At 36.6% G+C, this 23,189-nt stretch carries 39 protein-coding genes; 38 read left to right on the top strand and 1 reads right to left on the bottom strand.

Annotated elements, in window-relative coordinates; translation table 11 throughout:
* The first annotated feature begins 16 nt into the window (after positions 1–16).
* The 35 genes from rplB to ACQW5G_RS01800 all read left to right on the top strand — a co-directional run bounded on the left by rplB (position 17) and on the right by ACQW5G_RS01800 (position 18,629).
* A complete protein-coding gene (gene rplB / locus ACQW5G_RS01970) occupies positions 17–862 on the top strand; it encodes a 50S ribosomal protein L2 (protein ID WP_429971409.1) in 846 nt (281 codons plus the stop codon).
* 44 nt (positions 863–906) lie between these two features.
* Entirely contained in the window at positions 907–1,191 is a 285-nt protein-coding gene (rpsS, locus tag ACQW5G_RS01965) for a 30S ribosomal protein S19 (protein ID WP_014082374.1), read from the top strand.
* 15 nt (positions 1,192–1,206) lie between these two features.
* On the top strand, positions 1,207–1,563 hold the full coding sequence (rplV, locus tag ACQW5G_RS01960; protein ID WP_429971408.1) for a 50S ribosomal protein L22: 357 nt from the start codon (positions 1,207–1,209) through the stop codon (positions 1,561–1,563).
* Between the two features lie 3 nt (positions 1,564–1,566).
* On the top strand, positions 1,567–2,229 hold the full coding sequence (gene rpsC, locus ACQW5G_RS01955) for a 30S ribosomal protein S3 (RefSeq protein WP_429971407.1): 663 nt from the start codon (positions 1,567–1,569) through the stop codon (positions 2,227–2,229).
* Between the two features lie 2 nt (positions 2,230–2,231).
* Positions 2,232–2,666 carry a 50S ribosomal protein L16 gene (gene rplP / locus ACQW5G_RS01950; protein ID WP_429971406.1) on the top strand — a complete coding sequence of 145 codons (435 nt, stop codon included), beginning with the start codon at positions 2,232–2,234 and terminating at the stop codon, positions 2,664–2,666.
* Positions 2,656–2,850 carry a 50S ribosomal protein L29 gene (gene rpmC / locus ACQW5G_RS01945; RefSeq protein ID WP_014082370.1) on the top strand — a complete coding sequence of 65 codons (195 nt, stop codon included), beginning with the start codon at positions 2,656–2,658 and terminating at the stop codon, positions 2,848–2,850. The genes rplP and rpmC overlap by 11 nt, the downstream gene beginning before the upstream one ends.
* 28 nt (positions 2,851–2,878) lie before the next feature.
* On the top strand, positions 2,879–3,145 hold the full coding sequence (gene rpsQ / locus ACQW5G_RS01940) for a 30S ribosomal protein S17 (RefSeq protein WP_429971405.1): 267 nt from the start codon (positions 2,879–2,881) through the stop codon (positions 3,143–3,145).
* A 54-nt stretch (positions 3,146–3,199) separates the two neighbouring features.
* Positions 3,200–3,568: a 50S ribosomal protein L14 gene (rplN, locus tag ACQW5G_RS01935; RefSeq protein ID WP_429971404.1), complete on the top strand. Its 369-nt coding sequence runs from the start codon at positions 3,200–3,202 to the stop codon at positions 3,566–3,568.
* A gap of 30 nt (positions 3,569–3,598) precedes the next feature.
* Positions 3,599–3,907 carry a 50S ribosomal protein L24 gene (rplX, locus tag ACQW5G_RS01930; RefSeq protein WP_429971403.1) on the top strand — a complete coding sequence of 103 codons (309 nt, stop codon included), beginning with the start codon at positions 3,599–3,601 and terminating at the stop codon, positions 3,905–3,907.
* A 30-nt stretch (positions 3,908–3,937) separates the two neighbouring features.
* Positions 3,938–4,480 (top strand): 50S ribosomal protein L5, encoded by a 543-nt coding sequence (gene rplE / locus ACQW5G_RS01925; RefSeq protein WP_429971401.1) that lies wholly within the window; start codon positions 3,938–3,940, stop codon positions 4,478–4,480.
* An 11-nt stretch (positions 4,481–4,491) separates the two neighbouring features.
* A complete protein-coding gene (locus ACQW5G_RS01920) occupies positions 4,492–4,677 on the top strand; it encodes a type Z 30S ribosomal protein S14 (protein WP_395319251.1) in 186 nt (61 codons plus the stop codon).
* Positions 4,678–4,710: 33 nt separating this feature from the next.
* Positions 4,711–5,109: a 30S ribosomal protein S8 gene (gene rpsH / locus ACQW5G_RS01915; RefSeq protein WP_429971399.1), complete on the top strand. Its 399-nt coding sequence runs from the start codon at positions 4,711–4,713 to the stop codon at positions 5,107–5,109.
* Between the two features lie 31 nt (positions 5,110–5,140).
* Positions 5,141–5,680 carry a 50S ribosomal protein L6 gene (rplF, locus tag ACQW5G_RS01910; protein WP_429971398.1) on the top strand — a complete coding sequence of 180 codons (540 nt, stop codon included), beginning with the start codon at positions 5,141–5,143 and terminating at the stop codon, positions 5,678–5,680.
* A gap of 36 nt (positions 5,681–5,716) precedes the next feature.
* Entirely contained in the window at positions 5,717–6,073 is a 357-nt protein-coding gene (gene rplR, locus ACQW5G_RS01905; protein WP_429971397.1) for a 50S ribosomal protein L18, read from the top strand.
* A 20-nt stretch (positions 6,074–6,093) separates the two neighbouring features.
* Positions 6,094–6,597: a 30S ribosomal protein S5 gene (gene rpsE, locus ACQW5G_RS01900; RefSeq protein WP_429971396.1), complete on the top strand. Its 504-nt coding sequence runs from the start codon at positions 6,094–6,096 to the stop codon at positions 6,595–6,597.
* Positions 6,598–6,609: 12 nt separating this feature from the next.
* A complete protein-coding gene (gene rpmD, locus ACQW5G_RS01895; RefSeq protein ID WP_429971395.1) occupies positions 6,610–6,795 on the top strand; it encodes a 50S ribosomal protein L30 in 186 nt (61 codons plus the stop codon).
* Between the two features lie 30 nt (positions 6,796–6,825).
* On the top strand, positions 6,826–7,257 hold the full coding sequence (gene rplO / locus ACQW5G_RS01890; protein WP_429971394.1) for a 50S ribosomal protein L15: 432 nt from the start codon (positions 6,826–6,828) through the stop codon (positions 7,255–7,257).
* Positions 7,257–8,585 carry a preprotein translocase subunit SecY gene (gene secY / locus ACQW5G_RS01885; protein WP_429971393.1) on the top strand — a complete coding sequence of 443 codons (1,329 nt, stop codon included), beginning with the start codon at positions 7,257–7,259 and terminating at the stop codon, positions 8,583–8,585. The genes rplO and secY overlap by 1 nt, the downstream gene beginning before the upstream one ends.
* A gap of 7 nt (positions 8,586–8,592) precedes the next feature.
* On the top strand, positions 8,593–9,246 hold the full coding sequence (locus ACQW5G_RS01880) for an adenylate kinase (protein WP_429971866.1): 654 nt from the start codon (positions 8,593–8,595) through the stop codon (positions 9,244–9,246).
* Between the two features lie 99 nt (positions 9,247–9,345).
* Positions 9,346–9,564, top strand: coding sequence for a translation initiation factor IF-1 (infA, locus tag ACQW5G_RS01875; RefSeq protein ID WP_429971392.1), 219 nt, complete (start codon positions 9,346–9,348; stop codon positions 9,562–9,564).
* A gap of 26 nt (positions 9,565–9,590) precedes the next feature.
* On the top strand, positions 9,591–9,710 hold the full coding sequence (gene rpmJ, locus ACQW5G_RS01870) for a 50S ribosomal protein L36 (protein WP_014082355.1): 120 nt from the start codon (positions 9,591–9,593) through the stop codon (positions 9,708–9,710).
* 20 nt (positions 9,711–9,730) lie between these two features.
* Entirely contained in the window at positions 9,731–10,081 is a 351-nt protein-coding gene (gene rpsM, locus ACQW5G_RS01865; RefSeq protein ID WP_429971391.1) for a 30S ribosomal protein S13, read from the top strand.
* Positions 10,082–10,108: 27 nt separating this feature from the next.
* Positions 10,109–10,495: a 30S ribosomal protein S11 gene (gene rpsK, locus ACQW5G_RS01860; protein ID WP_429971390.1), complete on the top strand. Its 387-nt coding sequence runs from the start codon at positions 10,109–10,111 to the stop codon at positions 10,493–10,495.
* Positions 10,496–10,557: 62 nt separating this feature from the next.
* Entirely contained in the window at positions 10,558–11,508 is a 951-nt protein-coding gene (locus ACQW5G_RS01855) for a DNA-directed RNA polymerase subunit alpha (RefSeq protein WP_429971389.1), read from the top strand.
* A 21-nt stretch (positions 11,509–11,529) separates the two neighbouring features.
* Entirely contained in the window at positions 11,530–11,910 is a 381-nt protein-coding gene (rplQ, locus tag ACQW5G_RS01850) for a 50S ribosomal protein L17 (protein ID WP_429971388.1), read from the top strand.
* 161 nt (positions 11,911–12,071) lie between these two features.
* Positions 12,072–12,896: an energy-coupling factor transporter ATPase gene (locus tag ACQW5G_RS01845; protein WP_429971387.1), complete on the top strand. Its 825-nt coding sequence runs from the start codon at positions 12,072–12,074 to the stop codon at positions 12,894–12,896.
* Entirely contained in the window at positions 12,875–13,726 is an 852-nt protein-coding gene (locus ACQW5G_RS01840; RefSeq protein WP_429971386.1) for an energy-coupling factor transporter ATPase, read from the top strand. Before ACQW5G_RS01845 ends, ACQW5G_RS01840 begins: the two co-directional genes overlap by 22 nt.
* Positions 13,727–13,738: 12 nt before the next feature.
* Positions 13,739–14,539 carry an energy-coupling factor transporter transmembrane component T family protein gene (locus ACQW5G_RS01835; protein ID WP_429971385.1) on the top strand — a complete coding sequence of 267 codons (801 nt, stop codon included), beginning with the start codon at positions 13,739–13,741 and terminating at the stop codon, positions 14,537–14,539.
* A complete protein-coding gene (truA, locus tag ACQW5G_RS01830; RefSeq protein WP_429971384.1) occupies positions 14,539–15,339 on the top strand; it encodes a tRNA pseudouridine(38-40) synthase TruA in 801 nt (266 codons plus the stop codon). Before ACQW5G_RS01835 ends, truA begins: the two co-directional genes overlap by 1 nt.
* 128 nt (positions 15,340–15,467) lie before the next feature.
* Positions 15,468–15,911, top strand: a complete 444-nt coding sequence (rplM, locus tag ACQW5G_RS01825; RefSeq protein ID WP_429971383.1) for a 50S ribosomal protein L13 — start codon at positions 15,468–15,470, stop codon at positions 15,909–15,911.
* A 13-nt stretch (positions 15,912–15,924) separates the two neighbouring features.
* Entirely contained in the window at positions 15,925–16,317 is a 393-nt protein-coding gene (gene rpsI / locus ACQW5G_RS01820) for a 30S ribosomal protein S9 (protein WP_429971382.1), read from the top strand.
* Between the two features lie 129 nt (positions 16,318–16,446).
* Positions 16,447–16,863, top strand: a complete 417-nt coding sequence (locus ACQW5G_RS01815; RefSeq protein ID WP_429971381.1) for a pentapeptide repeat-containing protein — start codon at positions 16,447–16,449, stop codon at positions 16,861–16,863.
* Positions 16,864–17,034: 171 nt separating this feature from the next.
* Positions 17,035–17,418, top strand: coding sequence for an SMU1112c/YaeR family gloxylase I-like metalloprotein (gene gloA2 / locus ACQW5G_RS01810; RefSeq protein ID WP_429971380.1), 384 nt, complete (start codon positions 17,035–17,037; stop codon positions 17,416–17,418).
* 46 nt (positions 17,419–17,464) lie between these two features.
* A complete protein-coding gene (locus tag ACQW5G_RS01805; RefSeq protein ID WP_429971379.1) occupies positions 17,465–17,800 on the top strand; it encodes a hypothetical protein in 336 nt (111 codons plus the stop codon).
* On the top strand, positions 17,787–18,629 hold the full coding sequence (locus ACQW5G_RS01800; RefSeq protein ID WP_429971378.1) for an SPFH domain-containing protein: 843 nt from the start codon (positions 17,787–17,789) through the stop codon (positions 18,627–18,629). Before ACQW5G_RS01805 ends, ACQW5G_RS01800 begins: the two co-directional genes overlap by 14 nt.
* 53 nt (positions 18,630–18,682) lie before the next feature.
* Here ACQW5G_RS01800 and ACQW5G_RS01795 read toward each other — a convergent pair whose 3' ends face one another.
* On the bottom strand, positions 18,683–18,964 hold the full coding sequence (locus ACQW5G_RS01795) for a DUF2187 family protein (protein WP_429971377.1): 282 nt from the start codon (positions 18,962–18,964) through the stop codon (positions 18,683–18,685).
* 113 nt (positions 18,965–19,077) lie between these two features.
* Between ACQW5G_RS01795 and ACQW5G_RS01790 the strand changes: the two genes are divergently transcribed.
* The 3 genes from ACQW5G_RS01790 to pcrA all read left to right on the top strand — a co-directional run bounded on the left by ACQW5G_RS01790 (position 19,078) and on the right by pcrA (position 23,174).
* Entirely contained in the window at positions 19,078–19,734 is a 657-nt protein-coding gene (locus ACQW5G_RS01790) for a glycoside hydrolase family 73 protein (RefSeq protein WP_429971376.1), read from the top strand.
* Between the two features lies 1 nt (position 19,735).
* The gene (locus ACQW5G_RS01785; protein ID WP_429971375.1) at positions 19,736–20,827 is read left to right on the top strand and encodes an ATP-grasp domain-containing protein; all 1,092 of its coding nucleotides are present in this window, start codon (positions 19,736–19,738) and stop codon (positions 20,825–20,827) included.
* A gap of 85 nt (positions 20,828–20,912) precedes the next feature.
* Positions 20,913–23,174 carry a DNA helicase PcrA gene (pcrA, locus tag ACQW5G_RS01780; RefSeq protein ID WP_429971374.1) on the top strand — a complete coding sequence of 754 codons (2,262 nt, stop codon included), beginning with the start codon at positions 20,913–20,915 and terminating at the stop codon, positions 23,172–23,174.
* Positions 23,175–23,189 lie beyond the last annotated feature (15 nt).

Raw genomic sequence — 23,189 nt, 5'->3', positions numbered from 1 at the left:
ATAGGAGGAAAACAACGTGGCTTTAAAGAAATACAAACCAACGACTAATGGTCGTCGTAATATGACTAGTATCGATTACAGTAATATTACTACTAACAAGCCAGAAAGAAGCTTAGTTCAAGCTAATGCTAAAAAAGCTGGTCGTAACAACTCAGGTCGTATGACTGTTCGTCACCGTGGTGGTGGAAACAAACACTTATACCGTGTTATTGATTTCAAACGTACTCACGATGATGTTAAAGCAACAGTTAAGACTATCGAATATGATCCAAACCGTACTGCAAACATCGCTTTGATTGTTTATGCTGATGGTATTAAATCATACATCATTGCTCCTAAGGGTCTTAAAGTTGGAGATGTTGTTGAATCAGGTTCTAATGCTGACATTAAACCCGGTAATGCACTTCCACTTAAAGATATTCCTGTTGGATCAACTATTCATAACATTGAATTGAAACCTGGTAAGGGTGGTCAACTTGCTCGTTCTGCCGGTAACTCAGCTCAATTATTGAGTAACGAAGGAAACGGTAAGTACTCACTTGTTAGATTACCTTCTGGTGAAGTAAGAATGGTTCTTTCTGTTTGTCGTGCCACTATCGGTACTGTAGGAAACGAAGAACACTCACTTATTAACTGGGGTAAAGCTGGTCGTACACGTTACCGTGGTCAAAGACCTCACGTTCGTGGATCTGTAATGAACCCTAACGATCACCCACATGGTGGTGGTGAAGGTAAAGCTCCAATCGGTTACCCATCTCCTTTGTCACCTTGGCACAAGAAGACTGCTGGTAAGAAGACCCGTTCTAAGACTGCACGTTCAAACAAATTTATTGTTCGTCGTCGTAAGGGTTCAAAGATGTAATCTAGTTACATCTAGCTAACAAGACTTGAAGAGGAGGTTTCATAATGAGTCGTAGTTTGAAAAAGGGACCATTCGCTGATCAATCTTTATTAAAGAAGATTGATGCCCAAAAAGACCAAGAAAAGAAAACTGTTATTAAAACTTGGTCACGTCGCTCAACTATTTTCCCTAGTTTCATTGGTTACACTATCTCAGTGTACAATGGTAGAACTCATGTCCCAGTTTTCATTCAAGAAGACATGGTAGGACACAAGCTTGGGGAATTCGTTCCAACACGTACATTCCATGGTCATGGTAATGTAGGTGGAAAAGACAAGATTACTGGATAACAAGGAGGATACAAAATGGCTGAACAAGTTACATCAGCAAAAGCTATTGCTAAAACTGTTCGTATTGCCCCTCGTAAGGTCCGTCTTGTTTTAGATCTTATTAGAGGTAAAAACGTTGCAGAAGCTGCTTCAATTCTTAAGTTCACTCCTCGTGGTGCATCTGAAGATGTTGAAAAAGTTTTAAAATCAGCTGTAGCAAACGCAGAAAACAACTTTGACCTTGATGGTCAAAACCTTGTTGTTGCTGAAGCATACGCCAACGAAGGACCAACTTTAAAACGTTTCCGTCCACGTGCTAAAGGTTCTGCTTCACCAATCAACAAACGTACTAGTCACATTACAATCGTAGTATCAGAAAAGAAGGAGGGATAGAGCATGGGTCAAAAAATTAACCCTAATGGTTTCCGTATCGGTGTTAACCGTGGTTGGCAAGCTCAATGGTTCGCTAACGACGATAAATTCGCTTCATACTTAAATGAAGATTTGAAGATTCGTGATTACCTAGCTAAACGTCTTGCTGATGCTTCAGTTTCAGAAGTTGAAATTGAACGTGCTGCTAAACGTGTAAACATTTCTATCCACACTGCAAAACCTGGTATGGTTATTGGTAAGGGTGGATCTGAAGTAGAAAGTCTACGTAATGAATTAAACAAGTTAACTGGACGTCGTGTTCACATTAACATTATCGAAGTTAAGAAACCTGACTTGGAAGCTGATTTAGTTGGTGAAAACATTGCTAAACAACTTGAAGGTCGTGTTGCTTTCCGTCGTGCTATGCGTCAAGCTATGAAGCAAGTTATGCGTTCAGGTGCTGAAGGTGTTAAAACTCAATCAGCTGGTCGTTTAAACGGTGCTGACATGGCTCGTATTGAAAGTTACTCTGAAGGTCGTGTTCCACTTCATACATTGAGAGCTGACATCAACTACTCATGGAATGAAGCACACACTACTTACGGTGCAATCGGTGTTAAAACATGGATTAACCGTGGTGAAGTTTTACCTGAAAAACCTTTGGAAAACCGTAAAGGAGGTAAATAAACATGCTTGTACCTAAACGTGTTAAGCATCGTCGTGAATTCCGTGGTAAACTACGTGGACACTCAAAAGGTGGAAACTCAGTTGCTTTCGGTGAATATGGTTTACAAGCCATTGATTCACATTGGATCACTAACAGACAAATTGAAGCTTGCCGTATCGCCATCACTCGTTGTATGAAACGTGGTGGTAAGGTTTGGATCAAAATCTTCCCTCAAAAATCATATACTGAAAAAGGTATTGGTGTTCGAATGGGTAAAGGTAAAGGTTCTCCAGCTGGATGGGTAGCAGCCGTTAAACGTGACAAGGTACTTTTCGAAGTTGCCGGTGTTGACGAAGCAACTGCTATCAAAGCCTTGACATTAGCTTCAAACAAGTTGCCTGTTCGTACTAGAATTATTAAACGTGAGGAAGTAGGTGGCGAATCAAATGAAGGCTAAAGAAATTGCTCAATTAACCACTGATGAAATGCGTGCTAAAGAACAAGATTACAAGAAAGAATTGTTTAATCTTCGTTTCCAATTAGCCACTGGTCAATTAGAAAATACTGCAAGATTGAGAACTGTTCGCAAGACTATTGCGCGTATCAAGACTGCACTTAGACAAAAAGAATTAAACAAGTAAAATACGATAAAAAGGAGGGTATATTTATATGAGCGTAGAACGTAATGAACGTAAAACATATAGAGGTCGTGTTGTTTCTGACAAGATGGATAAAACTATCACTGTTGCAGTAGAAACTACTAAAACACATCCTACTTATGGTAAACGTATTAAATACACTAAGAAATACAAGGCACGCGATGAAAAAGGTATTGCTAAAATTAACGATATCGTTGAAATCGTAGAAACTAGACCATTATCAAAGACTGTTCACTTCCGTCTTCTAGATGTTGTTGAAAAAGCCGTTATTATCTAGCTTGTATCGTTTTTTATCGTATTCTGATTTCAAATCGAAGGGAGGAACTTTACGATGATCCAACAAGAAAGTCGTTTAAAAGTTGCCGATAACTCAGGTGCTCGTGAACTATTAACTATCAAAGTTTTAGGTGGTTCAAGAGTTCGTTACGCCGGCGTTGGTGACACTATCGTTGCTACTGTTAAACAAGCAACACCAGGTGGCGTTGTCAAAAAAGGTGACGTTGTTAAAGCTGTTGTTGTTAGAACTAAATCAGCTTCTCGTAGAACTGATGGTTCATACATCCGTTTCGACGAAAATGCTGCTGTTTTAATCAATGATGATAAGAGTCCTAAAGGTACTCGTATTTTTGGACCGGTTGCCCGTGAATTGCGTAACAACAACTTCATGAAGATCGTTTCATTAGCACCCGAAGTACTTTAATATTAGAAGCAAATCAAGGAGGTGCCACTTATGTTCTTAAAGACTGGTGACAAAGTTCGTGTTATTGCTGGTAAGGACAAGGGTAAAGATGGCCAAGTCATCAAAACCATTGCCGCTGACAATCGCGTAGTTGTTGAAGGAATCAACAAAGTTAAGAAACACCAAAAGGCTTCTCAAGCAAACCCACAAGGTGGAATTGCTGATGTTGAAGCTCCAATCAACGCATCAAACGTAATGTTAATTGATCCATCAACTAACGAACCAACTCGTGTTGGCTTCGAAGTTAAAGATGGTAAAAAAATTCGTATTTCAAAGAAATCACATAAAGCAATCGATTAAGATTGTTAGTGAAAGGAGGAAAATAATCTCATGTCTACTCGCTTAGAAGAAAGATATAAGAAAGAAATTCTCCCAGCACTAGTTGAAAAATTCAACTATTCATCAATTATGCAAGGACCAAAACTTGAAAAAATTGTTTTGAATATGGGTGTTGGTGATGCCGTAACAAACTCTAAAAACTTAGATGAAGCTGTTAACGAATTGACCCTAATTTCTGGTCAAAAGCCACTTGTTACAAAAGCTAAAAAGTCAATTGCTACTTTCCGTTTACGTCAAGGTATGCCAATTGGTGCCAAAGTTACCCTTCGTGGTGACAAAATGTATGACTTCTTGGACAAATTAATTAACGTTTCATTACCACGTGTTCGTGACTTCCATGGTGTACCTAGTCGTTCATTCGATGGTCGTGGAAACTACACACTTGGTATCAAGGAACAATTAATTTTCCCTGAAATCAGCTACGATGATGTTAACCGTGTTAGAGGTTTAGATATCGTACTTGTTACAACTGCTAATACTGACGAAGAAGGACACGAATTGTTAAGTCAATTTGGTATGCCATTCGCTAAATAGGAGGTTTTACATTGGCTAAAAAATCATTAGTTGCAAAAAGCAAACGTCCAGCTAAGTTCGCTGTTCAAGCTTACACACGTTGCGAACGTTGTGGTAGACCTCGTGCGGTTTACCAAAAATTCCACTTATGCCGAATTTGTTTAAGACAACTTGCCCACAAGGGTCAAATTCCTGGTATGAAAAAAGCTAGTTGGTAGAATAAACAAAACTTTAAAGGAGGTTGTACGTTCATGACTATGACAGATCCAATCGCAGATTTTCTAACAAGAATTCGTAACGCCAACATGGTTCGTCACAATTCTGTTGATATTCCTGCATCAAAAATCAAACGCAACATTGCTGAAATCCTCAAACGTGAAGGTTTCGTTAGCCGTGTTGAGTTTATCGAAGATGATAACCAAGGTGTTATCCGTGTTTTCCTTAAATATGGAAAAGACAATCAACGTGTAATCTCAGGTTTGAAGAGAATTTCAAAACCTGGATTACGTTCATACGTTAAATCTGATGATGTTCCTAAGGTACTTAATGGTTTAGGTATCGCGATCATCTCAACTTCAAACGGTGTTATTACTGATAAAGAAGCCCGCGCTCAAAAAGTCGGTGGAGAAGTATTAGCTTACGTTTGGTAAAAAATAATTAAGAGATGGAGGTGTCTAACACATGAGTAGAATTGGTTATAAAACAATTGAAATTCCTGAAGGTGTAACTGTTACACGTAACGGAAATGATGTTACTGTTAAAGGACCTAAAGGTGAATTAACAGAAACATTTGCTGCTGACGTTACAATGAACGTCAATGGTAACGAAATTAACTTCGAACCAACTGGTAAGTATGACAACAGAATGCGTGCCTTACACGGTACACAACGTGCCAACCTTGCCAACATGATTGAAGGGGTTGAAAAAGGTTTCAGCAAGACTATGAAATTAGTCGGTGTTGGTTACCGTACACAACTTAAAGGTTCAGATTTGATCCTTAACGTTGGTTACTCAAACCCTGTTGACGTACCAGTTCCTGAAGACTTAGACGTTAAAGTTCCTGATAATACTACAATTGAAATTGCTGGTATTAACAAACAACACGTTGGAGACTTTGCTGCTAAAGTACGTGCAATTCGTTCACCAGAACCTTACAAAGGTAAAGGTATTCGTTATGAAGACGAACACATTACTCTTCGTGAAGGTAAGACTGGTAAATAATAGGATTTAATAAACAATAATATAGAGGTGACTATTTTGATTACAAAACCAAGCAAAAACAAAACACGTGTCATCCGACACAAACGTGTTCGTAATAAAATTGCTGGTACTGCTGAGTGCCCACGTTTAGACGTATTCCGTTCTAACAAGAACATCTACGCTCAAGTTATTGATGACGTAGCGGGTGTAACGCTAGCTAGTGCCTCAACTCTCGACAAAGAAGTTGCTGACGGTAACAAAACTGAACAAGCCCAAGGTGTTGGTAAGTTAGTTGCTGAACGCGCTCTTGCAAAAAATGTTAAACATGTCGTTTTTGACCGTGGTGGTTACTTATACCATGGACGTGTAGCTGCTCTTGCAGACGCTGCTCGTGAAAACGGACTTGAATTTTAATAAAAGGAGGAATAAATCACATGGCTAAGTATATTGATCCAAACAAATTGGATTTAGAAGATAACGTTGTTGCCATTAACCGAATCACTAAGGTTGTTAAAGGTGGACGTAGATTACGTTTCGCTGCTTTAGCAGTTGTTGGTGACAAGAATGGTCACGTTGGTTTCGGTACAGGTAAAGCTCAAGAAGTTCCTGAAGCTATCCGTAAAGCGGTTGAAGCTGCAAGAAAGAACTTGATTGAAGTTCCTATTGTTGGAACTACTATTCCTCACGAAATCGTCGGTGTCTACGGCGGTGGAAGAATTATGTTGAAACCAGCCGAAGAAGGTTCTGGAGTAGCAGCCGGTGGTGCCGTTCGTTCCGTTATGGAATTAGCAGGTATCAATGATGTTACTAGTAAACGTCTTGGTTCAGACACTAAGATCAACGTTATCCGTGCAACTTTCGAAGGTCTTAAAGGACTTAAGAGCGCTAACGAAGTATCAGATCTTCGTGGTGTTTCTGTTGATCATTTAGCTGAATAGGAGGATTTACAGATGGCTCAATTAAAAATCACTTTGATTCATAGTGCTGCTCATCGTCTTCCAAAACAACGTAAGATTGTGGAAGCTTTAGGTTTAGGTCGTATTAACAGTTCTGTTATCAGACCTGATAGTGCAGCAACTCGTGGTGCATTATTTAAAATTGCTCACTTAATTAAGGTTGAACAAGTTAAAGATTAATTATTTTAAAGTAAGAGGAGGTGCAATTCAATGAAGTTAAACGAATTAAAATACGCTGAAGGTTCTCGTTCAGAAAGAACTAGAAAGGGACGCGGTCGTTCAAGTAAAGGTAAAACTTCTGGTCGTGGACAAAAGGGTCAAAAAGCTCGTGGAAAGACTCGTTTAGGTTTTGAAGGTGGACAAATGCCTTTGTACCGTCGTATTCCTAAACGTGGATTTACTAACATCCACCGTAAAGAAATTGTTATCGTAAACGTTGAAGATCTTAACGTATTCGATAATGGTGTAGAAGTTACACCAGAATTGTTAATCCAAGCTGGCATCATTAAGAATGTTAAAGATGGTGTTAAAGTTCTTGGTGAAGGTAAACTTGAAAAGAAACTTACTGTTTTCGCTAACAGATTTTCTGAAAGTGCCAAAAAAGCTATTGAAGACGCTGGTGGTAAAGCTGAGGTGATCTAATGTTATCAACCTTAAAAAGTGCATTTGGAGATAAGAACATTCGTAAAAAGATAATTTTTACGTTGTTCGTCTTAGCTGTTTTCCGTTTGGGAGCGTACATTACGGTTCCTGGTGTTAACGCTAAAGCTCTTCAAGAAGTAGCTTCTTCTGGGTTAGTTAATGTTTTAAACATCTTCAGTGGTGGAGGATTAACTAACTATTCAATCTTCGCCATGGGTGTTTCCCCATACATTACTGCACAAATTGTTGTACAGTTATTACAAATGGACATTGTTCCTAAGTTTGTAGAATGGGGAAAACAAGGTGAAGTGGGTAGACTTAAGTTAGACAAGGTTACTCGTAGATTAACTATTGTTTTAGCCTTCGCTCAATCCATCGGTATTACCGCTGGTTTCAATGCTTTAAGTAGTTTACACTTAGTTGAAAATCCTGGTATTAGTACTTATGCTAGTATCGGATTGATTCTTACTGCTGGTACCATGTTAACCACTTGGATGGGTGACATGATTACTGACAAAGGAATCGGTCAAGGTGTTTCAATGATCATTTTTGCTGGAATTGTTGCTAATATTCCTACTGGCCTTGAAAGTATTTATAGACAATACATCCAAGGAACTCCAACTAGTGATTTGTGGCAACCAGCACTATTCGTTGTTGGACTTATCATTGCAATGTTAGTAATTGTTACTTTCGTTACATGGGTTCAACAAGCAGAGCGTCGAATTCCAATTCAATATACTCGTAGAGCAACAGGTTCATCAAAAAACAGTTATCTTCCATTGAAGGTGAATGTTGCTGGTGTTATTCCTGTTATCTTTGCCAGTGCATTTATCTCAACCCCACAAACTATCTTAATGTTCTTTACTAAGAACTACGGTAGTCAAGGTTGGTTTAAATTCATGTCAGAATTGTTTAATATGCAAACACCGATGGGTGCTACATTCTATACAGTTTTGATTGTTGTCTTTACTTTCTTCTATGCGTTCGTTCAAGTTAACCCTGAAAAGTTAGCAGAAAACTTACAAAAACAAGGAAGCTACATTCCTGGAGTATGGCCTGGTAAATCTACCCAACTTTATGTATCTCGTCTTTTGATGAGATTAAGTACTGTTGGTGCTTTATTCTTAGGTATTGTTTCATTAATTCCCTTAATTGCTCAAAACTTGTGGGATCTTAACAGCTCAATCGGTTTAGGTGGTACTAACCTTCTTATTATCGTTGGGGTTGCAATTGAAACCATGAACCAAATTAAAGGTTTAACTATGAGACAAGAATATGTTGGATTCATTCAAAATGAACCAGAAGATAATGACAAGGGAGATAAATAATATGTCTATGAATTTATTATTAATGGGTCTTCCTGGTGCCGGTAAAGGTACTCAAGCTGAATATATCGTTGAAAAATATGGTATTCCTCATATCTCTACTGGAGATATCTTTAGAGCAGCTATGAAGGAAAAGACTCCTATGGGTGTTGAAGCTCAAAAGTATATTGATAAAGGTGAACTTGTTCCTGATGATGTTACTTGTGGAATTGTTGAAGAACGATTACGTCAAGATGACACTAAGAACGGTTACCTCTTAGATGGTTTTCCTAGAACTCTAGAACAAGCCAAACAATTAGAGGTAATGACTGATAAATTAAACAAAAAACTAGATGCAGTGATTAACATTGAAGTTAACCCTGATGTCTTAGTTGCTCGTTTATCAGGTCGGTTCATTTGTAAAAACTGTGGTGCTACTTATCATAAATTGTACAAAAAACCTAAAGTTGAAGGTACGTGTGATATTTGTGGTGGACATGTATTTTATCAACGGAGCGATGACGAACCAGAAACTGTTAAAAATCGTTTGAAAGTGAACATTAAAATGAACACTCCTTTGATCGATTTCTATAAGAAATTAAACTTATTGCATACAGTTAATGGGGAACAAGACATTGCAGATGTTACTAAAGACATTAATAAGATTCTTACCAATTTAAACTAAGGTCTTCTTAATTGTCTAATAGGCAAGTATATGCTATATTGAAGATTGCTAGTATTTATTGGATTTGAATTGAATTAATCATGATTTTGGAGGATTGTTTTGTCTAAAGATAATGTAATTGAAGTAGAAGGAAAGATTACTGAAACCTTACCTAATGCGATGTTTAAAGTAGAACTAGAAAATGGTGCTAATATTTTAGCCCACGTTTCTGGTAAAATCAGAATGCATTACATTAAGATACTTCCAGGAGACCGTGTAACTGTTGAAATGTCACCATATGATTTAACTAAGGGTAGAATTACTTATAGATTTAAGTAATTTCCCTTTATTAGGAGGTTTATAAGATGAAAGTAAGACCATCAGTAAAAAAAATGTGTGAACAATGCAAGATTATTAAAAGAAAAGGCCGTGTTATGGTAATTTGTTCTGCAAATCCAAAACACAAACAAAGACAAGGTAAGTAATTAAACAGGAGGTGGACTAAATGGCTCGTATCGCCGGAGTGGATTTACCACGTAACAAGCGTGTTATCGTTGCTTTAACTTACATCTATGGTGTTGGTGACGCAACTTCAAAAAAGGTTCTTGAACAAGCTGGTGTTTCAGAAGATGTACGTACTCAAGACTTAACTCCTGATCAAGAAGATAAGATTAGAGCAGCTCTCGATAACTTCCTTATCGAAGGTGACTTACGTCGTAAAGTAAGCATGGACATCAAGAGACTATCAGAAATCGGTTCATACCGTGGAATGAGACATCGTCGTGGATTACCTCTTAGAGGTCAACACACAAAGAACAATGCTCGTACTCGTAAAGGTAAGAGAACCAAGAAATAATAATTAAGAAGGAGGTTACTAGTTCTTATGGTTAAGAAGAATACTCGTAAGCGTAAAGCAAAGAAACATGTTGAAGCTGGTGTGGCTCACATTCACTCAACATTTAACAACACATTGGTTATGATTACCGATGTTCAAGGTAATGCTATTGCCTGGTCATCTGCTGGTGCATTAGGTTTCCGTGGAAGTCGTAAATCTACTCCATTTGCTGCACAAATGGCTGCAGAAGCTGCTGCTAAAACAGCAATGGAACATGGAATGAAGACAGTTGAAGTTGCTGTTAAAGGTCCTGGTTCAGGTCGTGAATCAGCAATCCGTGCATTACAAACAACTGGTTTGGAAGTAGCTGCCATTCGTGACGTTACTCCAGTTCCTCATAATGGTTGTCGTCCTCCAAAACGTCGTAGAGTTTAATTTTTTAATGAAAATTAATTTTGTAAGAAACTCAACGCTGTTTGAAAGGGGTAGAAGTTAGAATGATTGAATTTGAAAAGCCTAACATTCATAAAATTGAAGAAACAAATAACTACGGTGAAGTAGTTGTAGAACCATTAGAACGTGGATATGGTACTACACTTGGTAACTCATTGAGACGTATTTTACTTGCCTCATTACCTGGTGCTGCTGTAACTAGTGTTCAAATCGATGGTGTTTTACATGAATTCTCTACTGTAAAAGGTGTTACTGAAGACGTTACTAAGATCATCTTAAACTTAAAAATGCTTAAGTTGAGAATTGACTCTGAAGATAATGAACCTCATACATTGAGTATTAATGTAACTGGTCCTGCTGACGTTACTGCTGCTGATATCGTTTCAGATAGTGAAACTACAATTCTCAATCCAGACTTGCATATCGCTACTGTTGCTGAAGGTGCTACTTTGCATATGACTATGACTGCTAACAAGGGTCGTGGTTTTGTATCAGCTGAAGAAAACAAAGCTAGAAACGATGATATGCCTATTGGTGTATTACCAATCGATTCTATTTATACCCCAATCGAACGTGTTAACTACCAAGTTGAAGACACACGTGTAGGACAACGTGATGATTTCGACAAGTTGACATTAGACGTTTGGACAAATGGTTCAATTTCTCCTTCAGATGCTATTTCATTAGCAGCAAAGATCTTAAGCCAACATTTAGATATGTTTGTTGACTTAACTGACAGAGCTCAAAAAGCTAACGTTATGGTTGAAAAAGAAGAAACCCATAAAGAAAAAATGCTTGAAATGTCAATTGAAGAACTTGATCTTTCTGTACGTTCATACAACTGTTTGAAACGTGCTGGAATTAACACTGTTCAAGAATTAACAGACAAGTCAATGGCAGATATGATGAAGGTTCGTAACCTTGGTCGTAAATCACTTGAAGAAATCGAACACAAAATCGATGCTTTAGGTTTGTCATTTCGTAAAGAAGATTAGTTAAAAGGAGGATATCCATTTATGAGTTATCGTAAATTTGGTCGTGAAAGCGGCCCACGTCGCGCTATGCTTCGTAACTTGACTACTGAATTAATCGTTAATGGACGTATCGAAACTACTGAAGCTAAAGCTAAAACAGTTCGCTCTTCAGCAGATAAGATGGTTTCTTTAGGTAAACGTGGAGACTTGGCTGCTCGTCGTCAAGCTGCTGCTTACCTTCAAAACATGGTTGCTGATGTAAAAGAAGATGGCGACAAGATCAAAGTAACTACTGCTTTGCAAAAGTTATTTGATGAAATTGCACCAAAATACAAGGACCGTAACGGTGGTTACACTCGTATCCTTAAAACCATGCCTCGTCGTGGAGACGGTGCACAAATGGTAATCTTAGAATTCGTTTAATTATAAATTTTGAGATAATAGCATAAATAACTGAATCACTAAATATGAGGCATAAAGCGTTATGATGCTGGGAACTCCCAAGTCTAGCTTGAATGTGGGGAAACCCAAGCGCCTCATATTTATGTGATTTTTTTATACATATTTTTAAAGGAAGTGATTAGATGCAACCAAAAATTGAATTTAAGGCAGTAACATTTACTTATCACAATCAAGTTAAAGCACTTGAGCAAGTATCGTTTAGCATTGTTAACGGTGAAACGGTGGCTTTAATTGGACAAAATGGTAGTGGTAAAAGTACGATTGCTAAATTGATTGATGGTTTGCTAATGACAACTTCTGGAACAGTCTTAATTGATGGAGTAGCATTAACAGAAAATGACTTAGTCAAGTTGCGTAAAGAAATTGGAATCGTTTTTCAGAATCCAGATGATCAAATTATTGGCGCGACTGTAGAAGAAGACGTTGCCTTTGGACTCGAGAATCGTAATCTTGCATATGATGAAATGCAACAGAGAGTTAATAAAGCACTGAAAGCAGTTGGAATGACTGAATATCGGAGTGTTAGTCCAGCTTTGTTATCTGGAGGACAGAAACAAAAAGTATCGTTAGCCCGGGCCTTAGCACTTGAACCATCAATTTTAATTCTCGATGAAGCCACCAGTATGTTAGATCCAATTGCTAAGACTGAAATTAAACACATAATTAAAGAGTTACAAGCAAAATATCAACTAACGGTAATTTATATTACACATGATATGGAAATGTTAGAAAAAGTTGATCATGTGATTGCATTAAATCATGGAACTTTGATTTTTAATGGAAAACCTAGTGATTTATATCAGGACCAGTTAATTTTAAAGCAATTAGCGATGCAACCACCATTTACCGAACAAGTTAAAGCTATCTTTAAAGCGAGGGGATTTAATCCGCCTACAGAATACCTTGACGATAGGGGGTTAACTGAATGGATCACCAAATTATTTTAAAAAACGTTAATTATACTTATGCTCAAAAGACCTCTTTTGCAAGACAGGCCCTTAAAAATATTAATTTAACGATTAATAACGGTGAATTTGTGGCTTTAATCGGAAAAACTGGCAGTGGTAAATCTACCTTAGTTCGACTTCTAAATGGATTATTAACCACTGATTCTGGGATAGTAAAAGTTAACCAAATGCAGCTGAAAAATAAAATGTCTAAAGTTGATTTACTCAAAATTAGATCAGAAGTCGGGATGATTTTTCAGTCACCGGAAAAACAATTGTTTGCTGATACAGTCCTTGATGACGTCGCTTTTGGGCCACAAAATTTTGGTAAAAGTAAAACGGACGCAGAAACTTTAGCTAAAAAAATTTTAGGTGAAGTTGGAATTAGTGAAACATTATTTAACCGTTCTCCATTTGAATTATCTGGGGGACAAATGCGGCGGGTTGCAATTGCAGGAGTACTAGCAATGCAGCCACCAATCTTGATTCTCGACGAACCAACTGTTGGTCTTGATGAAGTTGGACGACGAGATATTTTGAATATTATCAAACGACTTAATGAACAATACAATGTGACAGTTTTACTGATTACTCACAATATGAAAGTTGTGAGCGAATTTGCGAAACGCGTTGTGATGCTTGATAATGGAGAAGTTAGCACAGACGGAACACCACAAGAATTTTTCAAAGCAGTAAAGGAAGATGTTGTGTTACCTGATTCTGTTAAAATATATAAAGAATTGCAGAAAAACGATATTCAACTAACTGAAGTTCCACTTGATAAAGTGCAATTAGTTGATTTAATTATTAAAAAACTAGCAAAAAAGTAGGAGGGAAAGCGATTGAATAAAATTGTTTTTGGTAATTATTTACCGGGAAATTCAGCTATTCATCGCTTGAACCCGACTGCAAAAATTATTACAACTTTATTAATCATTACTTGGATTTTATTTGCTAATAATATCTGGAATTATGGTCTTCTGACGGGATTTATAGTGTTAGAAACATATATAGCTAAGATACAAATTAAAACGGTTTTAACAGCAATTAAACCCTTTGTATGGCTAATCATGTTTACAGTTGTGATTCAGATTCTGTTTGGTAATCATGGTCACCAATATTTAAGCTGGGGGCCAATTAAAATTACTTCTTATGGATTGCGGGCTGCTGGTTTAATTTTTGTTAGATTCGTTTTAATTATTATTCAGGCTACTTTACTAACTATGACGACCTCACCTAACTCAATTGCAACTGGAGTTGAGAAATTAATTGGGCCATTAAAACACATTGGAGTCCCCGTAGAAACGGTTGGCATTATGATTTCAATTTCTCTACGATTTGTTCCAACCTTGATGGAAGAACTACAAACGATTATGGATGCACAGCGTTCCCGAGGCGTGATGTTTAATAGTGGGGGAATTATCAAACGGTGTAAAAACATTATTTCGTTGATAATTCCCATCTTAGTTTCATCATTTCGTCATGCTGATAATTTAGCAGATGCTTTAGGGGCAAGTGGATATGATGCTAATCGACCCAGAAGTAGTTATCGAAAATATGAATGGAATAAGCATGACAACGTTGCGTTACTTTGTGTAATTCTTTTAGGAATTGCAGTATTTTGGATGAGGATTTTTAGTTAATGACAACTAGATATAAAATTACATTTGCATATGATGGGACTAAGTTTGCAGGGTTTCAAAAACAACCCAAACAACGAACCGTTGAAGGAGTATTAACTAAGTTAGTTAATCGCATGGCGAAGAATCCTGAAACGGAAATTGGTGTGTATGGGTCTGGGAGAACGGATGCTGGGGTTCACGCTTTAGCACAAGTAGCGCATTTTGATTTTCCGTTTGATATTCCCGCAGAAAACATGCTTAAAGGATTAAATAGTATGTGTCCGTTAGATATCGAAATTTTGAAGGTTGAAATTGCTGATCCTAATTTTCACGCTCGTTATGACGTAACGGGTAAGAAATATCTCTATAAAATTTCACTCGGACGATTTACAGATCCATTTAAGCGTTTCTATACGGCACATTGGCGTTTTCCAATGGATTTTGACAAGATGAACATTGCAATTCAGGACTATGTCGGTAAACATGACTTTTCGTCGTTTGTTGCATCTGGGGCAAAACCTGGAAGTCGAGTGAGAACTGTATTTTCGGTAAAGGCTGTTAATGATGAAGCTAATCATGAAATTCATTTTGAGTTTTATGGAGACGGATTTATGTACAATCAAATTCGAATTATGACAGCTGTTTTAGTTGAGATTGGAATGGGGAAACGACCGGTTCATGATATTCAAAGATTATTGCAAGTCAAAGATCGGCAAGAAGCTCGGTTAACGATGCCTGCAGAGGGATTATATTTGAAACAAGTCTACTATCCGGGTGATGATCCAGAACATTCACAAAAAAAGCATCAGAATAGAGATTAATTACAGAAAATCAATTGACTTTTTACCATATAATTTGTAAACTTATATATGGTATTGTTTGCCCCACAATAAGCCCCGGAAACTTATATTGGTGTCGAACAAAACAAAGAAACACGGAGGAAATTATAGTGCGTACAACATACATGGCTAAACCCGGTGAAATTGAACACAAATGGTACATCATCGATGCTGCTGGAATTCCAGTAGGTCGTCTTGCAAGTGTTACTGCTTCAATTTTACGCGGTAAAAACAAAGTAACTTTCACACCTAACGTTGACTGTGGTGATAACGTTATCATCATCAATGCTAGTCAAGTAGCATTAACTGGTCACAAGGCTAAAGATAAAATGCACTTCCACCACACTCAATACATTGGTGGAATTAAACAAGAATCATTTGGTAAATTGCGTGCTGAAAAACCTGAAAAGTTCATTGAACAAGTTGTTAAGGGTATGCTTCCACACAACTCATTAGGTCGTAAAATCGGTTTGAAACTTCACGTTTATGCTGGTGAAGATCACAAGCATGATGCACAAAAACCAGAAGTTTTAGATATTACTAACTTAATTTAAGGAGGATATACACATGGCTAAAGTTCAATACAGTGGTACAGGTCGTCGTAAAGACTCAGTTGCTCGTGTACGTTTAGTACCAGGTACTGGTAAAGTTATTATCAACGGTAAAGACGTTGAAGCTTACATTCCATTCCCTAACTTACGAGAAGTTATTTTACAACCATTCAATGTTACTGAAACATTAGGTAACTACGATACATTAGCAAATGTTAATGGTGGTGGATTCTCTGGTCAAGCAGGAGCAGTTCGTTTAGGAATTTCTCGTGCATTGCTTGATGTAGATCCTGACTTCCGTGAATCATTAAAGAGAGCTGGTCTTTTGACTCGTGACCCTAGAATGAAAGAACGTAAGAAACCAGGTCTTAAGAAAGCTCGTAAGGCTGGTCAATTCTCAAAACGTTAAGATTCGGTTCATACCATTTCTTATCTTTCGAGATTTGCTTGGAGTTTTTACTCCCAAACAATTACGAATTTAATGAAAAAGCATCAGCTTAGGCTGGTGCTTTTTTTGTACATAATAGTGGGGAAATTTATGAATAATTACTTAGAATTTGATGAGATTATTTCAGGTGAGACTTACAATGACTATCGTTTTAAACCATCAAATAAGCGAATTAATGTATCAGAGGTAACGTTTAATAATTGTAAATTTGAGCAAACAAATTTTGATAATAGTGAGTGGTTAGACTGTGAATTTAATAATATTGATTTTGCCAACTGTAACTTTAATCAAAGTATTATTTATCGTTCAAAATTTAAAGGATGTCGCTTATTAGGAATTCAATTTGATGAAAGTACTTTTAAAGATGTGTCATTTATGGATTGTGATTGTACTTATTTAAGTTTGTTTGCTGCTAAACTAACTAATGTAATTTTTAAAAAGGATAATTGTGATGATAGCAATTTTAGTAGTTGTAACGTTGCTAAATCATTGCAATTTGTAATTTAGAAAATTCGGATTTTACCGCTACTAAATTAAAGAGTGTTGCTATGCAAGAATGTGATTTTGAATATCTTAAATTAAGTCCAGAGCTAATTAAGTGACTAAAGATTGATTATAATCAATTAGCATTTTTGGCAACTTCACTTGGAATTGAAATTTTATAAAGGGATTAATTAAATGAGACTAAATAAAATTCATCACATTGCGATTATTGGTTCTGATTACGAAAAGTCACTTCATTTTTACGTAGATATTTTAGGACTAACAGTTATCCAAGAACATCATCGAGTTGCAAAAAATGACTATAAAATTGATTTGCAAATAAACGCAAATACGGAACTGGAACTATTCATCAAATCTGATGCACCAAAACGAGTTAGTTATCCAGAAGCACAAGGATTACGTCATTTAGCTTTTGCAACTGATAACATCGAAGCCGATATTGCGTTTCTGAAAGCACAAGGAGTCAAAGTTGATGAGCTTCGAACCGATGATCATACCAAAGATAAAATGGTTTTCTTTTATGATCCCGATAATTTGCCGATTGAGTTACATGAGTAGTTAATTTCATGGTAAACTAGCACAAAGTTAATCAGGGGGTTCAGTAGTGGATAAACAAACTATAGAGGTTTCGTTAAACAAAGGCATTTTGAAAAACATGCAAATGTTAGCGGATGCAAAACAAATTTCAGTGGCGGAAGAAATTGAAAATATTTTAAATCAGCATTTTGCTAAACCAGCGTTAATTGGCATGCCCGATTTAGTTGGAACTGAAATCAATGGAAGTCAATTACAAGCTGACGGATTAACTAAGGTTAATGGCAGTCTTTATTTTTATGAAGTAGTCGGAAGACAAGACCGCCATGCTACATATGTAATTGCAGATGTTTCTGAACAAAAACTCTATTTAGTCGAAAAGGGAGCTTATTATGCTTGGAATTAAAATTATTCAACAAAATAACGTTGGATTAGTCACATTTTTAGGAAAATACTCACGTCAATTTGAAAGTGGATTACATTTCTATATTCCATTCTTTGAACACGTGAAAACGGTTAGTTTACAATCACAACCTTTAGCATTACCAGTCCAAACTGGAATCACTAAAGATAACGCTAGTATTAGCATTCAGGTAACATTGAATTACCGTATTACCAATGCTGAACGGTATACTTTTGGTAACAGTAACTCAATTCAATCGATGGCTTACCAAGTTAGTGGGACGCTTCGTGACATTATTGGTAGCATGGATCTTGATGAAGTGTTGAACTCAACTGAAAAAATTAACACCAGCTTAATGCAAAATATTGGTGATTTGACTAATACTTATGGTGTGATGATTGAACGTGTCCAAATTGGTGATTTAACTCCATCTCAAGGAGTTAGCGAAGCCATGGAAAATCAAATTACAGCTTCAAAAAACAAACAAGCCACGATTTCTCAAGCCCAAGGGGAAGCCGAACAAATTCGTTTGAGTACGGATGCTAAGAATGCGGCCAAAATTGCCACTGCTAAAGCTGATAAGCAACAAACGGAAATTGAAGCAGATGCGCAAGCTTATGCCACCAAGATTAAAGCGGATGCAGAGCAATACCGAATTGATCAATTACAACAAGCTTTAGCTAAAGCAGACCCTAAATACTTCAATGCCCAATCAATTGAAGCCATTAGTGAAGCCGGTAAACAAGGTAACTTAATCATTGTGCCAAATGATGATAATGACTCATTTGGTCAATTAGCTGCCTTTGGTAAGATGTTAAAAGATAATAAATAAACACAAAAAAGCTGACTGAGATTACATCTCAATCAGCTTTTTTATTTTGAAAACTATTTTTTCTTTTCGTCTTCAGCAGGTTTTTCTTCATCTACTTTTTCAGGACGTGGAGCTTGTTTGATCATAGTTAATTCTTTCCAGTTCACAACTGTTTTATCGTGGTAACTGTCTAAAATGTCAGGATCATCAGTCTTGAAAGATACTAAGAAGGCATTTTTGTAGGCTTTTTCAATGGTACCAGTAAAGTCTTCTTTTTTAATCTTGAAACCAACAACGTCACCTAAATCAAAAGGTGATTTTTGTGTTTCTGTTAGTTCATCGTTTTTCTTTGGCAAGATAGTCGCCTCCTTGTTTATTACTCGGACAATATAATCAATATACTATACCAGTTAATTATAACCTATTTTGTAGTACAATTTAAGTATATCGAAGGATGTAGGTGTATAAAGTGGCAAAGAGAAGAGGACATAGACGCAAACGTTCTAGTACGAAGAAACAAGGTAATGTAGCCGGTTTTGGACTTATTATTATGATTGTAGTAGCACTATTTTTAGCTATTGGAGTGATGAAGTTTGTTAGTTCGCCAGCATTTGTTTATTATAATCAAGATAATGTTAGCCAACAGAACAAAGCCTTCATTAACAAAATTCTTCCAGAAGCTGTTGTAGTTCAAAAAAAATATAATATTTTAGCAAGTATCACTTTAGCTCAGGCAATCTTAGAATCAAATTGGGGACAAAGTGAACTATCCGCTAAATACAATAATTTATTTGGGGTTAAAGCTGGGCCTAATCAACCAGGAGTTAGCTTAACGACTACAGAATATCGTAATGGAGAACCAGAGACGGTCACCGGCATATTTCGTAAATATGACAGTTGGAATCAATCAATCGATGCTCATGCAATGCTATTGGCTCACGGAACGGACTGGAATGCTTTACAATATAAAGAAGTAGTTCAAGCTGATAATTATAAAGATTCTGCGAAGGGTTTGAGTATCGATGGGTATGCCACGGATCCAGCCTATGCACAAAAAATAATTCAAATTATCGAAAAGTATCACCTTAATAAATACGATCGAAATCAAGACACAGGGGGAAATTAACATGAATTCATCATTATTAAAACCAGGGGCTACGCTTGGTGTGATTGGTGATAATCTTAATGGATGTCAAATTGTCAAAGAAGCCAAAAATTTTGGACTAAATGTAGGAGTATTAACTAGTTTATCTGAAAGTAAGATTAAACAGTATGCGGACTTTATGTTAGTTGGTAGTTTTAATGATCATGCTGTTTTAAAAGATTTTGCTGAAAAATGTGATGTGATTACATATGCTACTGATATGATTAATTTTGCATCAATCCAATACATGCAACAGTTTACTAATATTCCTCAAGGAACAGATTTATTAGAAATTGTTCAAGATCGTGCTTTGGAACATGCTTTCTTTGATCAAATTAACATTAATAGCGTACCCTACACGACTGTTGTCGATGTTGATGATTTGTATCAAGCTAGTGAATCAATTGGCTATCCAGCTATTTTGAAACCAATCATTAAGACAGCTAATAATAGTCACCAATTGAAGATTGGAACCAAGGAAGAAATTGATTTAGCTCAACCATTGCTTGGAAATGGTTCTTACATTCTTGAATCCGATATTGAATATCAACACAAATTTGCAGTAATTACAACACGTGCCAATGATGGTTCGATTGAACAATTTCCAGCAGTTGAATATACATCTCATAATGGAAGTACTACTGTAATTAATGACCACTTCGATAAAATTGAAGATGCAATTACAGAAATGAAACGGATTACAACCGAAATTGCTAAAAATATTAACTATGTTGGTAATTTTGAAGTGACTTTTGGTTTTGATAAAAATGATACACTATATGTTTGTGGGGTAAAACCTACAGCCAGTTCAAATGGATTTATCTTTAATCTAGGCATGAATATCAACGAATACCGTGAACATCTTCGAGCATTAGCTGGGCTTCCATTATTAGAAGCCCAAAAGTACACGGATGTCATTTTGAAATCATTTACACCAGAACAACTAAATGATGTTTTAAATGCTCAAAATGCAGAACCTAACTGGCAATTATATTTCGAACACCAGTGTGTTTTAATTCCAACTGATTCAGTTAATGATACAATTGAAAGTTTTGAAAAGTATAACCTAAATTAAATCTAAAAATCATAGAGTCGGCATTTATGCTGGCTCTATTTTTGCTATAATTAAGATAAGAGAAATTTTTGGAGGACGAATAAAAATGGCAATTAAAGACCTGTTAAAAAGTATGAATGATAAACAAAAAGAAGCAGTTGAACAAACTGAAGGCCCTCTTTTAGTAATGGCAGGTGCTGGTAGTGGTAAGACTCGGGTTCTTACTCATCGAATTGCCTATTTAATCGAAGACAAACACGTAATGCCATGGAACATTTTGGCGATTACTTTTACCAACAAGGCAGCCCGTGAAATGAAAGAACGGGTTAATAAATTACTTGAAGTTGGTGGAGATGATGTCTGGGTTTCTACTTTCCATGCTCTAGGTGTACGAATTTTACGTCGTAATATCGAAAAGTTAGGTTATAACCAAGCTTTCAATATCGCTGGAACTAGTGAACAAAAGACTTTAATTAAACGGATTCTTAGTGATCAAAACTTAGATCCAAAAAAGAATGATCCTCGTGCGATTTTAGGTGCTATTTCTAGTGCTAAAAATGACATGGAAACCCCTGAAGAATATGCACGTAATCATAATGATGGAAATCCATTCCACCAAGTTGTTGCAGGAGTCTATGCTGAATATCAAGATCGTTTGAAGAAAAATGATTCTGTTGATTTTGATGATTTAATTATGTTAACGATTGAGTTATTTGAAAAGTTCCCAGATGTTTTAAGTTATTACCAAAATAAATTCCATTACATTCACGTTGATGAATATCAAGATACTAACGAAGCTCAATACCGATTGGTACAATTACTTGCTGACAAATATCAAAATATTTGCGTAGTTGGAGATGCTGATCAAAGTATCTATGGTTGGCGTGGTGCCAATATGAGCAATATTTTAAACTTTGAAACTGATTATCCAACTGCTAAAACAGTGATGTTGGAACAAAACTATCGTTCCACTAAAACTATTTTGGATGCCGCTAATGGTGTAATTCAAAATAACGATGAACGTAAAGATAAGAACCTTTGGACTGAAAACGCTCAAGGTGACAAAATCACATATTATCGAGCTCAAAGTGAACGTGATGAAGCGCAATATATCGTAGCTAAAATTAAAGAAGAAATGCATAAAGAACATTATTCTTATGATGATTTTGCGGTGCTTTATCGAACTAATGCTCAATCCCGTGTGATTGAAGAAACCTTCCCTAAATCAGGAGTCCCTTATAACATTGTCGGTGGCCACAAGTTCTACGAACGTAAAGAAATTATGGATATTCTTTCATATTTAACGTTGGTAGCTAATCCGAATGACTCATTGAGTTTTGAACGAGTAATTAATGTGCCTAAACGGGGAATTGGTAACGCTAGTTTTGAAAAGCTTCGGATGTTTGCTGGAGATACTGGTATGAGTTTATCAGAAGCTGCTGAAAACGTGATGATGGCTAATGCTATCCCTTCACGTGCACGAAACGCAATTGCTAATTTTGGTCAAACAATGCGTGGAATTGAAGAAGATGCAAAAGCAAAATCAGTTACTGATATTACAGAAGAAATCTTGGAAAAGACTGGCTATCTAGCGGAATTGAAACAGAACCAATCATTAGAAAACCAAGCCCGCATCGAAAATATTGAAGAATTTATTTCTGTAACGCAAAACTTTGATGATAAATATGACCCAGCTGATAGTGAAACTGGTAATCGTTTAGTTGATTTCTTAGCTGATTTAGCCTTAGTTTCAGCCCAAGATGATGTTGATGAAAATGCTAAACAAGTTACTTTAATGACCTTACATGCTGCTAAAGGTTTGGAGTTCCCAGTAGTCTTCATGCCAGGAATGGAAGAAAAAATCTTCCCACTTTCTCGCGCAGCTGAAAATCCAGATGAATTAGAAGAAGAACGTCGTTTAGCTTATGTGGGAATTACCCGTGCCCAAAAGAAACTTTATATGACAAATGCATTCTCACGGATGTTATATGGGCGGATGCAAAACAATCCAGAATCACGTTTCATGGATGAAATTAAACCAGAATTAATTGAAAATGATGCAGCTATGCAACAAGCTCGTGGTCCTAAGACACCATTTGATAATAGTTCATACAATCGTCGTACTGAACGGGCCTTTAGTACACCTTACAAACGTCCAGCTCAAAGAGTTGAGAAGCCCAAAGAAACTGGAGCAAATAAAAAAGATTGGTCAGTTGGTGACAAAGTAACCCATAAGGCCTGGGGAATCGGAACTGTTGTGAAAATTAACGGTACTGGTGAAGATATGGAACTTGATATTGCATTCCCAGAAAAAGGTGTAAAACGGCTCTTAGCTGCTTTTGCCCCAATCACTAAAGTCGAAGAATAAGAAGGTGACAGCTTT

Origin of the sequence: Fructilactobacillus sp. Tb1, assembly GCF_050500285.1 — a bacterium.
In the GTDB taxonomy this organism is placed as follows: Bacteria; Bacillota; Bacilli; order Lactobacillales; family Lactobacillaceae; genus Fructilactobacillus.
The sequence above is the reverse complement of the archived record's forward strand: the minus strand, read 5'-3'. Positions and strand labels throughout refer to the sequence as shown.